General features: G+C 37.2%; 6 protein-coding genes and 1 pseudogene. 4 read left to right on the top strand and 3 right to left on the bottom strand.

The features are described from left to right. Positions 1 to 81 precede the first annotated feature (81 nt). The 3 genes and pseudogenes from C7B62_RS15740 to C7B62_RS27165 form a co-directional block, all read left to right on the top strand. Positions 82 to 546, top strand: a complete 465-nt coding sequence (locus tag C7B62_RS15740) for a DUF29 domain-containing protein (protein ID WP_106238531.1) — start codon at positions 82 to 84, stop codon at positions 544 to 546. Positions 547 to 856: 310 nt separating this feature from the next. Next, positions 857 to 1,207: an NgoBV family restriction endonuclease gene (locus tag C7B62_RS15735; protein WP_106238527.1), complete on the top strand. Its 351-nt coding sequence runs from the start codon at positions 857 to 859 to the stop codon at positions 1,205 to 1,207. A gap of 11 nt (positions 1,208 to 1,218) precedes the next feature. Beyond that, a pseudogene (locus C7B62_RS27165) lies at positions 1,219 to 1,533 on the top strand (NgoBV family restriction endonuclease); the annotation flags it as partial. Here the strand turns inward: C7B62_RS27165 and dcm are convergent. Together dcm and C7B62_RS15720 are read right to left on the bottom strand one after the other, a co-directional pair. Then, the gene (gene dcm / locus C7B62_RS15725; RefSeq protein WP_106238538.1) at positions 1,503 to 2,852 is read right to left on the bottom strand and encodes a DNA (cytosine-5-)-methyltransferase; all 1,350 of its coding nucleotides are present in this window, start codon (positions 2,850 to 2,852) and stop codon (positions 1,503 to 1,505) included. The pseudogene C7B62_RS27165 and the gene dcm sit on opposite strands and share 31 nt — an antisense overlap. Before the next feature lie 168 nt (positions 2,853 to 3,020). Continuing rightward, positions 3,021 to 4,142, bottom strand: coding sequence for a LeuA family protein (locus C7B62_RS15720; RefSeq protein ID WP_106238523.1), 1,122 nt, complete (start codon positions 4,140 to 4,142; stop codon positions 3,021 to 3,023). A gap of 152 nt (positions 4,143 to 4,294) precedes the next feature. Here C7B62_RS15720 and C7B62_RS15715 point away from each other — a divergent pair, with 152 nt between their 5' ends. After that, positions 4,295 to 12,733 carry a type I polyketide synthase gene (locus tag C7B62_RS15715; protein WP_106238520.1) on the top strand — a complete coding sequence of 2,813 codons (8,439 nt, stop codon included), beginning with the start codon at positions 4,295 to 4,297 and terminating at the stop codon, positions 12,731 to 12,733. Here C7B62_RS15715 and C7B62_RS15710 read toward each other — a convergent pair. Then, positions 12,730 to 13,257, bottom strand: a complete 528-nt coding sequence (locus C7B62_RS15710; RefSeq protein ID WP_158260694.1) for an SRPBCC family protein — start codon at positions 13,255 to 13,257, stop codon at positions 12,730 to 12,732. The two genes, C7B62_RS15715 and C7B62_RS15710, sit on opposite strands and share 4 nt — an antisense overlap. Between the last annotated feature and the right edge of the window lie 281 nt (positions 13,258 to 13,538).

The following is a 13,538-nucleotide window of genomic DNA, read 5'->3' as shown; positions in this document are numbered from 1 at the left end:
AAACCGAGGCGGTATTCGCTGCGCTCAATACACCCGCCTCGGTTTTAGCGGGGGTCTCCACGGGAGGAGTCAGATGACTAGATGACTACTCAATTATCGTCTGCTACTGACTCAGCAAATCTCTACGACCGAGATTATTATCTTTGGCTATCACACACTGCTCAACTGATCTCTGAAGGTAAACTTGCCGAGGTAGATACAGCCAATTTAATTGAAGAAATTGAGGACATGGGCAGAAGTGAGAAACGAGCAATTGAAAGCTACTTAGTAGTTGTGTTGCTACACTTACTCAAATATAAATATCAGCCAGAGAAAAGATCTAATAGTTGGAAATCCAGTATCAGAGAACATCGACGCAGACTAAGAAAAGCTTTCTCTGCTAGTCCCAGCTTAAAAGGCTATTGTGAAGAAGTTTTTTCTGAATGTTATCAAGATGGAAGGGAACAGGCAGCGGATGAAACAGAATTACCTTTGAATACTTTTTCTCCAGAATCTCCTTTTACCTTGGACGAAACTCTTAATCCTAATTATTTACCTGAAAACTAAATTATGGTCAATATTGAAATATAAATGCATTACAGCAGTTTTTAATTGAATAGACTACGTTGTTGGTTAACTACCTTTAGCCATAGGCTGTAAGCTATAAGCTCTTAAAGTTTCCTGTCAAGCAGGATATCCGAAGGTATATACCACAAGGGTAAAACGTGCTTTAGCGCAATCTGACTTGCATATTTTACTCAACCAAAAAGCGCATTAAATTGGGGATGCTGATTTTAAAATAATATAAAGTGTCTTTTTGGGTGATGATTAGGGAACTTTATAAAGTACTCATGATAAATTATGTTTGACTAAATTTATGTTTTCTACTGCTAATGAGATTTATGATTTACTGATTAAAGAAGAAATTACAAGTAGTCAAGGAACAATATCTTTCGATTTTCTTGGTATCTCAGTAGATATCAATGCTAAAGATGCTATTGGTCATTTATTTCAAGAATGGCTTGCAGCATGGATGAGATCTAAAAAGATAAAATTTAGAACTGTAATAAATACTCAAGAGTTCCCAGATTTCTTATTAGATGAAATCTCAGACAAAAAGAGTTTATTAGAAGTTAAAACATTTGACTATAATCGTTCAGCTAATTTTGATGTTGCTCTAATTTTGAAGCATATTGTAGATCTTTACTTTCTTACCCTTATCGCTTAGATGCTGATTATTTAATATTTGCTTATGAACTCATAGATTCAAAATTTAGTATTAACAATCTTTGGTTAAAAAAAATATGGGAAATTACAGGAGCTTCAACTCACTATCCAGTAAAATGCCAAGTTAAGCAAAATGTTATTTATAATATCAGACCAATTTCTTGGTATTCTGGTCGAGCTAAGTTTAGTCCATTCAATAATAAATACGATTTTGTTGAAGCTTTATCTCAAACACTACGAAAATATCCTAAAACTAGTATTGATAATTCTGAGTGGATTGATCGATTTAGACAAAATTACTTTGAACATACGGGAGAAAGCTTATAAGTTTGATTTGGAATAGAAATTAGTTTTTGTACAATGATTCTTTCCATAATACATTCAATAATAGGAATTACTACTGTATTACCTAACAAGTCAAATGCCTGCTTATCAGGTAAATTTATTTGATAATTCTCTGGAAATCCAAATAATCTTAATCCTTCTCTGATTGTTAATTTTCGTAAGCCTTGACCATCAACAACTGCTATTCTATCCATATCTGTTGCCACTAAAGTAGGTGCAATATGATTAGGATTCAATATTTTATTGATTTCAAAACTGAGTTTACCAACAACAATATTGTAGCCTTGAGGCAAATCCGTACGATATTGCCTTTTTTTTATAGCCTTACCATCTCTTGTAATTTTTTCTAGCAAATCTTTAGGATATTCAAATCTCAAATAGCCTTTATCAACTAAATCGTCTAGCATCTCTTGAAGATTATTAGATTCAAACAAAGTATTAGTATTATAAAAACTGGCAATTTCTTCCAAAGTTAGAGGCATTCCATCCATCCATTTAATACCTTTTTTTTCGGCCCAGATTTTTTTTCTTCTTTCTTTGAGTAATAAGTTTAAAAGTTCTTTTTGTGCCTTAGTTACCTTGCCTTTTAATTCAAGCTCCCAACTATGAATATTGTCATTACCACCTCTTTTGTCTTTAATAGCTTTTCCATATAATTGCTCAACTTGATAATGAGATAAGATTATTCTGGTAAATTCAGTATCAAGTAATGGTTGATCTTGATTAAGAATATTTGATAATTTAGATTGTTTCTTTTGATAAAAGTCTAAAGATACTAAGTAATTTTTAGTTCCAACTATATAAATTCTTTTTCTATCTTGAGGAATACCAAAGTCTTTAGCATTTAATACTTTCCAGTTTACTCGGTAGTTCAAGTCTTGTAGCTTTTTTAAAATTATTTCTAACGTACGACCTTTGTCATGATCTACTAAACCTTCAACATTCTCCAAAATAAATCCAAAAGGTTGCTTGTCTTTTAAAATTTTTTCTATTTCAAAAAATAAAGTTCCTCTAGTATCCAAAAAGCCTTGTCTTGTTCCTGCACTGCTGAAAGGCTGACAAGGAAATCCTGCTAGTAAAATATCAAAATCTGGAATATTTAGAGGTAAAACTTCTGTAATGTCTCCTTGAATATTATTTTCGTTGAAGTTTTCTAGATAAGTTATAATTGCACTCGGTTTTATTTCTGAAGTGAAAACACATTCTGATTCAATTCCTACTGTTTTGGCAGCTTTTTCTAAACCTAATCTCATACCTCCTAAACCAGCAAATAAATCTATAAATTTTAACTTATAATTCATAATTAATTGACTAATATTAAGCAAATAATTTTGTATCAGATAGTCTAGCATTAACTAGGAAACAAAAGCATTATAGATTTAAGTGAGATTGCATCACTGTGAACTTGAGTTTTAAGATGGTCACGATTTCTTGAGTGATTTAGATAATTTGTGCAAAAAGTCTATTGCTTAATATCCCAACAGCTTCAAAGTTTCAGCTTGATCAAAAGAGCGTTTTTGGGCGATCGCGATATTTTTAATTTTCTCGCGAAATTCCTGATATTTTTCCTGAGATTCGGGTTGCTTCAGACAATGTTCAAACAGATATTGGAAATTACTCGCCCCGCTAAACTTGCCGTACCAGATTTCGGGTTGTCCTTGCGTAAATAAATAATAGCTAGAGCGATCGCTACATAGGGAATCGACATGAATTCCCGTTTCATAACGCAAACTCTCGATGGAGTAGGGGGTATTAGCTCTAAAGCCTTTACTAGATAAGTATTCAGTTACTTTTGTTAGGGCATCGTAGTTAATGCCTTCAATGTGCCAGCTATAGCGTAGCTTTAAGCCATTAAGCACCTGTTCTAGGGCAACATTACCTGCTCTTTCGCCAATCCCGCCAAACGTGCCTGAAACACCCGTAGCACCAGCTAATACTGCTTGAATTGTATTTTCTAGGGCTAAACCGCGATCATTATGGAAATGGACAGAGAGGGGTGTTTTATCCCTCGTGAACTCGATTAGGTTGCGTAGCCACAGTTTAGTATCTTCGGGGGTGAGAATGCCGACGGTATCGCAAAGAATAAAATGCTCGATATAAGGCTGGAATTTGTTGATACATTCTATTAGAAAATCAAAATCGGCACGGCTGGCATCTTCGGCAGCAAAACAAATTTTTAATCCCCGATCAGCAGCATATTGAAGATTGGCTAAAACCAGATCTAGCATCCTGTCGCGGATCTGGTTAATTGTAGCCGTATTTTGGGGGGAAGAAGCTCTTAAAGTTAAAAGGCGATCGCTAACAGCGTTAAACAAAATAATTGTTTTGACTCCACAGGCTTGGGATTGGTCGATATGACTTTTGCCCATCATGGTTGAAGCTGCGATCTGCGGAAGATTGCGAGCGACTAAATTCTTGACTAACTCTGCCTCTGTCGGATGGATAGCAGGCATCAATGCCACATGATGGACTCCAGTTTTGGCGATTAGTCGCGCCAGATCGATTTTGGTTTGGGCATCAAAAAAAATGCCAACCTGTTGTTCTCCATCTCTTAGAGTTTCGTCAAAAATAGTGAGAGGGATCTGTTTCATCACCAAACATTATTACTGCAATATTATAAGATACGCAAATTTGGGATCTAAAGTGCGTTTTCCCAAGTAAATGTCACCTGAATTGGGACTAATTTGCTATAAAGTAACTTTAAATTTCATTTTTCGGTAGTGAGCGAGTCGCGTTTAATTCTATGAATAAGTTGTCAAAACAGGATTCAGTTAATCTTTCTCTCAGTCATGGCGCTGTTTTGCCGAGTTCGGTTTTTAGTACTAATTTACCTAAAATGCTGGAACGGGCTGCTGAATATTCGACGGGAATTGTTTTAACAACTGAAAATAACGCAACAGATTTTTTAGCCTACAGCGATTTACTCAAAGCTGCTGAACGTATTTTAAAAGGTTTACGTCAACGAGGTTTACAACCACAAGATCGGGTGATCCTTCAACTGCAACCGCGACACTTTTTTGTTTGTTTGTGGGGCTGTTTTTTGGGTGGGTTTGTACCTATTCCTTTAGGGGAAAATCTTAGTGGCGATCGCGCAGTATCTCCAGAGGGTAATCGCCGTAAGCTTCAGCAAACTAGGGAATTATGCAATGCTGCTTTGGTAATTACTGAAAGGGTTCTAGAGGGTATTGCTACGGTACAAGTTGAGGATTTATTAGATAGCAATCGAGATCGCCATTGGCATCAGGGTAATTTGGATGATTTGGCGTTGTTATTATTGACTTCGGGCAGTACAGGGAAGTCTAAAGGGGTGATGTTATCTGCCCGTAATTTAATCGCCAGCGTTTACGGCATGGCTACGGTAAATCACCTTGCTCAAGAGGATATTACTTTGAACTGGATGCCGTTGGAACACGTTGCTAGTTTGGTAATGTTCCATTTAACGGAAGTATATTTGGGCTGTCAGCAAATTCAAGTTAAACGTGAGATTATTCTTCAAGATACTCTGCAATGGCTGAATTTAATCCATCAATATCGGGTTACTGCTACCTGGAGTCCAAACTTTGCCTATAATTTGGTAAATGAAAAGCTCAGGCATTTAAGTAATATAGTTAAGTCAGTTAAGCCTAATTGGGATTTATCTTGTCTACGCTGGATGGGCAATGGTGCAGAGGCGGTTGTCGGTAAGACTACAGAGGGTTTTCTTGAATTACTTGCGCCCTTTGGTTTAGCACCCCAAGTAATTAGCCCTGGCTATGGGATGACGGAAACTACGTCGGGAATAGTCCACTCTCAGGATTTTTATCTCAATTTACAGCGGGAGTTTGTCTCCGTTGGTGCGCCCATTCCTGGGGTATCTTTAAGGATTGTGAATGAAGAGCATCAGGTAATTTCTGACGGTAGCATTGGGCTATTACAGGTAAAAGGGGAGACGATAACCGCAGGATATTATCAGCAGCCAGAATTAAATGAGCAGATATTTACTGATGATGGCTGGTTTGATACGGGAGATTTGGGCTTTTTAGAATCGGGACAATTAACAATTACTGGGCGACATAAAGAAGTAATTATTATTAATGGGGTTAATTATTATAGTCACGAGATTGAATCAGTTGTTGAAGCGATCGCAGGAGTAATAATTTCCTATACTGCTGCCTGTGGCGTGATTGATTCTAACCAACAAGAGCAAATAGCGGTTTTTTTTCATACGGATTATCAGGCTAACGAGTTAAGAGCATTAGTTAAGAGGATTCGCAGGAGTGTTTTTACTCAAATTGGAGTTACTCCTACTTATATTATTCCTTTACCTCCAGAGACTATACCGAAGACGGCGATTGGCAAGATTATGCGATCGCAACTTAGTCAAAGATTTGCTGCGGGTGAGTTTGAGGGTGTTATCGCTCAAGTTGAAGAGTTATTTAACCAGCGCAGTTTAAGTCAACAGGAGTTACCAAGTAATGGGATCGAACAGCGACTGGTAGAGGTATGGCAAGAAGTTTTGCAGCTTAACAAGGTTGGAGTTAAAGATAATTTCTTTGAGTTGGGGGGAAATTCTTTGTTGCTGATGCAGGTATTGAGCAAGCTTACTCCTGAATATGAGCTGTCTGCGGTGTTGCTGTTTCAGTATCCTACTATTGCTGCTTTAGCTAATTATTTGCATAGCGATCAAGAATCTATTGCCCTACAGCAGGGGAAACTTCGGGGATTGCACCGTAAAGCTAGAGGCAATAAAGATGTCGCTATTATTGGTATGTCTTGTCGGTTTCCTGGGGCGAATAATCTTCATGAGTTTTGGTCTAATTTGTGTTGTGGAGTAGAATCCATTCGCTTTTTTAGCGATCAAGAGATAATTGATTCTGGTGTTGACCCAGAATTAGTTAAAAATCCTAATTATGTTAAAGCTAGCCCAATTTTAGATGATATCGAAAACTTTGATGCCAATTTTTGGGGCTATAGTCCTAAAGAAGCTCAATTATTAGATCCTCAGCAGCGTTTATTTATGGAATGTGCCTGGGAAAGTTTGGAAGATGCAGGGTACGATCCGCTTAATTATCAAGGTGAGATCGGCCTTTATGGTGGTGCAGCAACTAATACCTATCTCTTAAATAATATTTATCCTCATCGTCATCAAATCGATCCACAGGATGATTTGCAAGTAATTAATTTAAGCTCGATGGGTGGCTTTCAAGTCAGTACGGCAAATGACAAGGACTATCTCACCACGAGGACATCCTATAAGTTGAATCTTCGAGGTTTCAGTGTCAACGTGCAAACTGCTTGTTCAACCTCTTTGGTCACGGTGCATTTAGCCTGTCAGAGTTTGATTAATGGCGAATCTGATATGGCTTTAGCTGGCGGTGTTTCCGTCCATTCTCCCCAAAAAATGGGCTATCTCTATCAAGAAGGGATGATTTTATCCTCAGATGGTCACTGTCGGGCGTTTGATGCTGAGGCGTCAGGTACAATCTTTGGCAGTGGTGCGGGGATGGTGGTGTTAAAGCTTTTAGATAAAGCGATAGAAGATGAGGATCGCATTTACGGAATTATTAAAGGATCGGCGGTTAATAATGATGGTGGGACAAAAGTAGGATATTTCGCACCTAATGTGGATGGGCAAACTAGAGTGATTGCCGAAGCGATCGCCTATGCAGATATTTTACCTCAATCTGTTAGCTACATTGAAGCTCACGGTACAGGAACAAAATTAGGAGATCCCATCGAAATCAAGGCATTATCCCAAGCCTATCATGATGATACCAGAAAAAGCGGTTGTGCGCTAGGTTCGGTGAAAACTAATGTCGGACACCTACAAATGGCATCGGGAATTGTCGGTTTAATTAAAACTACTCTGTGTTTATATCATCAAAAGATTCCTGCAAGTCTGCACTTTAATCAGCCTAATCCGCAGATTGATTTTGCTGTCAGTCCTTTTTATATTAATACTTGCTTACAAGACTGGAAAGCAGATGCTTATCCTCGTCGCGCAGGGGTTAATTCTTTGGGTATTGGGGGGACTAATGCGCATGTGATTTTAGAAGAATTTGTTGAGCAAAATCATCACAATACTTCATTACCTGCTTATTTATTAACTTTATCGGCTAAAAGTAAAACAGCATTACAGGCTTTAGTTGCTAGCTATCAAAATTATATTCAAAGTAATCAGGCATCTTTAGAAGATATTTGTTTAACAAGTAATATTGGCAGACATCATTTTAGTTATCGTCAGGGTATTATTGCCCAAGATAAACAGGAATTAATTGAAAAACTAGCAACAATATCTATCAAAGAACCAATCGAACATCATAAACTGGCATTTTTATTTACAGGACAAGGTTCGCAATATGTTGGCATGGCAAGGCAACTATACGATATTTGCGATGTGTTCAAAGAAAGTTGCGATCGCTGTTGGGAAATTTGCAACACCGTAGGGACGAACAGCGACGCGCTAGCTCATACTAAAGCATATGCGAAGCGGTATCCTTTAGGGAATCTTTTAGGGCGTTCGCCCTTACAGGGATTTGACATTAATCAGACGCAATATGCCCAACCTTTATTATTCATCATTGAATATTCCCTGGCGCAACTATGGTTATCTTGGGGCATTAAACCTGATGTCATGGTGGGACACAGTATTGGGGAATATGTAGCGGCAACTATTGCAGAAGTATTTAGTTTAGAAGATGCTTTGAAGTTAGTATCTGCTAGAGGCAAATTGATGCAGAGTTTACCTAAAAATGGAGCAATGCTGGCTGTCTTTGCTCAAAAAAATCAGCTTAAAAACTTACTTGATTATCAAATAAGTATCGCTGCGGATAATGGGACACATTTAGTATTATCTGGTCTAAAAACTGAAATTGATAATCTGGCAAGTAAATTGGAATTGTTATCAATTAAAGTTCAATTGTTAGATGTATCTCATGCTTTTCATTCTCCTTTAATGCAGCCGATGATAGAGGAGTTTAAAGTAGTAGCTAAAAATATTAACTATGCTCTACCAAAAATATCAATTGTTTCTAATCTTACGGGAGAATTAGCAGATCAAACTATAGCTACAGCAAATTATTGGCTTGAGCATATATTACAGCCTGTTCAGTTTGCTAAGAGCATTAAGTATTTAGAGAGTCAGCAGGTAGATATATTTCTAGAAATTGGCACTAAGCCAACTTTAATTAGCATAGCTCAAAGTATTTTAAACACTAAAAGTAATCATTTTAATCATTTATTTTTATCAAGTTTAAATCCACATAAACCAGACTGGCAATATATCTTAGAAAACCTATCGCAATTATATACAGCGGGTTACGAGATCGACTGGCAAGCTGTAACCCAAAACTATAACGCTAAGAAAATATCTTTACCTACTTATCCTTTTCAAAGACAAAGATATTGGTTAGATATCCCCAAAAAAGTTACTCATTTTAAATCCATTACCAAGCAAGTTCATCCCCTATTGGGGACGTTAATCGATTCGCCTGTAAAACAAACATTATTTCAAGCTTATTTACAAACAGACAAAATTAGTTGGTTACAAGATCACTGTTTAGAAAATAAAATTATCTTTCCTGGCACAGCCTATTTAGAAATAGCGATCGCTTTAGGATTATTTCATGATCAAAGTTCCCAATTGGTAATTAAAGACATTAATCTTAACTTCCCTCTATATTTTGAAAATAACTTAAAGTTTGAGCGAGAAATCCAAACAATTTCATCTCGCCAACAAGAATCTTGGGATTGGGAAATTCACAGTGCTAATGATGGCGAATGGCAACTTCATTGTTCTGGTACAGTTTCCTGTTTAAATATGGCAATCGCGGGAAAGTCTTTATCAGAAATTAAAAGTAGTTTAAAAGATAGTGAATTAGATGTTCAACAACATTATTTAGCTTGTGAGCAAAATAGAATTAACTACGGTAAAAGCTTCCAGGGCATAAAACAACTATGGGCAAAAGAAAATCAAGCATTAGGATTAATTGAACTACCGAATCATCTTAATAGCGAAGCATATCACTTTCATCCTGCCCTATTAGATGCTTGTTTACAAATACTTTTTGTCGCTTTACCCAGAGAATTACAAAGGATAACTTATCTACCTATCGGTTTGGAAAAACTAACGATACAATCTTTTCCTGGCACAAAAGTCTGGAGTTATCTAGAATTAGGGCAAGATCATAATCAGCAGCAAATCTTAATTGCCGATGTCTGGCTATATAACGATAGTGGCGAGTTAATTGCCAAAATTGAAAGTTTAAAATCTCAAGCTATTCAATCGAACCCAGCTTGGCATAGTTGGCTATATCAACCGCAATGGAAACCGCAACCGTTATTAGCCCCAACTTCTTTAACAAGTATTGGGACTTGGTTAATCTTTGCCGACAGTTCAGATCTAGGTAAACAGTTAACTATCCAACTAGAAACTCAACAACAGCAATGCTATCTTGTTCCTCGTGACGCAATTGTCAATAATCCTCAAGCCTTTGTAGATTTAATTCAAAAACACCCCAAGGTAACAGGGGTTATCTACCTCTGGAGTCTGGATAGTACGGAAAACTGGCAAGAGTGCCAAAGTTGTTTATATTTAGTACAGGCTTTAATACAATCTGCCACTCATCCTGGTTTCTGGTTTGTTACCCGTAATGCACAACCTGTAAATCACGATCAATTTATGCCAGGAATTAGCAACTCTTGTCTTTGGGGAATGCAAAAAGCGATCGCCCTAGAACATCCTGAGTTACGATGTGTTGGAATAGATATAGACTCTCTTGGTAACGCAGCAGCTAATATTTTTCAGGAACTCTGCGAGTCAAAAATTGAACAGGTTGCCTATCGAAATCATCAGCGTTATGTCAGCAGGTTAGCAAGAAGCGAAAATAGGAAAAATATTGTCGAGGCTGGGTGGGCGATTGGTGAAGCAGTTGCGGTGGACAGGTATCCTGGCATAAGCAAAGTGCTTCACCCGAAGGGCCAATCGCCCACCCAGAGGAAAGAAAATTTCCAGCTATGTATCAATAATCCTGGTAATTTAGATAGTCTGCAATGGCAATCGGTTAACCGCAAGCAACCTCAAGATCATGAAATTGAAATAGAGGTAAAAGCCACGGGGTTAAATTTCCGTGATGTAATGGTGGCTTTAGATTTATATCCTGATGAAACAAAATTTCTGGGTTTAGAATGTGCGGGGATAGTTACTCAATTAGGTAAAGACGTAACTAGCTTTAAAATCGGTGATGAAGTAATGGCAATTGCCGATCATAGTTTTAGTCAATATCTGGTGGTTAATTCTCTCTTAGCTATTAATAAACCTGCGTCTTTTAGTTTGCTCGAAGCAGCAACTATTCCCGTAACTTTCCTCACGGCTTATTACACCTTGGTTTATGTGGCAAAACTTCAGCCAGGAGAAAAAGTTTTAATTCACGCAGCAGCAGGGGGAGTTGGTTTAGCGGCGATTCAAATCGCCCAACACCTAGATGCAGAAATATACGCCACGGCTTCTACTTCTAAATGGTCATTGCTGGAGTCTATGGGAGTAAAACAGATTATGAATTCCCGTAGTCTTGATTTTGCTGAAGAAATTATGGTGGCAACGGCTGGCAAAGGGGTTGATGTCGTATTGAATTCTCTCTCAGGGGAGTTTATTGCTAAAAGTATGGCGGTATTAAATGACCAGGGGCGTTTTATCGAAATAGGCAAGCAGGATATTTGGTCATTGGACAAGGTGGCACAAGTAGCACCAAGTATTAATTACTCTATTGTCGATCTCTGGCAGATCACCCAAGATAACCCTGAGTTGATCCAGCAAATGCTCAGAGAATTGCACATTAAATTGCATAAGCGATCGCAATTTATGATTAAAACATTGAAACCCTTACCCTATACTGTTTTTACTCAAGAGCAAACTATTGATGCTTTTCGCTACATGCAGCAAGGGAAACATCAAGGAAAAATTATTATCGCAATGAATAGTGGGGGTTATTCGCGAATAACCCCTACCCATTCGCGAATAACTCCTTCCCACAAAACATATACAAGTACATATCTGATTACAGGAGGAATGGGGGCAATTGGTTTACAGACAGCCCAATGGTTAGTAACTAAGGGGGTAACTAATATTGTCTTGCTTGGACGTAATGATATCAAACCTGAATTAGAAAGTAGTCTCAAAAAAATTCAAGACAAGGTCCAAGTTAAACTTATTAAAGCAGATATTGCTAATACAAATCAACTATCCCAAATTCTAATCCAAATCGAATCTGAGTTACCACCCTTACGAGGAGTTGTTCACTGTGCAGGAGTGACAAGCGATCGCACTATTACCTATCAAGACTGGCATAGTTTCGAGCAAGTTCTTGCCCCTAAAGTTCAAGGAGCGTTGAATTTGCACCATTTAACCCAAAAATATAACCTAGAAAGCTTTATTCTTTTTTCTTCCGCTAGTTCTCTCATTGGTTCGGCAGGACAAGCCAATTACTGCGCTGCCAATGCTTTTCTCGATAGTTTAGCTCACGTTCGGCGTAATCTAGGATTACCCGCAATTAGTATTAACTGGAGTGCTTGGGAACATACTGGATTAGCTGCCAATACTCAAATTACAGCAGCTTTAAAACAAAAGGGTATTGGGTCGATTAAACCTCACCAGGGAATTGAAATTTTAGAACAATTACTATTAGACCCACCTCCACAGGTAGGAGTTATGCCGATCAATTGGGATTTGTGGTCACAAAATAATTCTGTTACTCCTTACTACGAAGATTTGGTTACTATTAAGATTAGATCGACAAAGAATCATGAGCATAAACAACAGTTGTTTGCTGTCATTCCTGAGCAGAGAGAATCTTTATTAACAAAACAAATAAGTCAACAAGTAGCAAATATATTAGGCATTAAAGATTTAAGTAAGATAGATTTAAATCTCGGTTTTATGGAGTCAGGATTAGATTCTTTAGGTTCAGTTGAATTAAGAAATAAACTTCAATCTAGCTACGATCTTAAGCTATATCCAACTGTTATGTTTGATTATCCAAATATTACAGTGTTAAGCAATTATTTATTATCTTTACTATTTAATCGTGAACATATTAAAAAAGAGCGAGATGTTGAAATAAATAATAATCTTCTAAATATTGAGAGCTTGTCTGAATCACAAGCAGAAGCTTTATTACTAGAAGAACTAAATAATCTCGATCTTTAAACTTGAGAGCGTTTAGTAATTTCCTGAGCGATCGCTTTTAAGGTTTCTTCTAAAGAACTTTCATAAACACCATAAAAAAGAGGCCTCTCTGTCTTATCTCCAGGCTCAACTTCTACCGTATGACTAACCAAAACTTGATCTGGAGATATTTTCTTAATTTGCCATCTGCCAACCAGTTTCTTTAAATCACCCTTCACAATTTTAAAGTCTATTTGATTAGGTTTAGTTTTAATAGCTTCAATCTGTACTGTAAACTTCTGTTTAAATAACCAGAGATCGACTACGTTTACCTGCTCAAACAAAATGCGATCGCCTTTGCTCGAAATGATTTTGCAAGAGGCAACATTAGGCATAAAGCGCTCAAAGTTATCATAATCTGTTAACACTTGCCAGGCAGCATTGATATTTCCTGAAGTCTCAACTTGACCTAAATATATGCCCTTTTGCCCTTTTAAGATCACCTTTCCTTGTTTAAGACTGACTTTTTCTTGTGGGGATAAATTTGTCAGATTATTTCCTGACACAATTCTATTTTGGGCTAGCACTGTAAAACTTCCATTAAGATCTGGTTGGATACCAGAAATTAAACCTAAGTAACAAATAAAAAATAATGATTTGATTAAAATTCGCAAATTCATAAACTTAAAATTCAGGATTGGTGAATCAATATTAGCCCTACAATTTTAATTTGCTAAATCAATAAATACCAACTATGGTGATGACTATCTACAATCGCGCTGGAGTTGCTTTTGCTGAAGATCCATTCTGTTTTTACAGGCGATCGCTTGATTTGATAAGTTAAAAT

Origin of the sequence: Pleurocapsa sp. CCALA 161 (genome assembly GCF_003003995.1) — a bacterium.
GTDB lineage: Bacteria > Cyanobacteriota > Cyanobacteriia > Cyanobacteriales > Xenococcaceae > Waterburya.
This window is presented reverse-complemented; position numbering and strand designations above follow the sequence as displayed.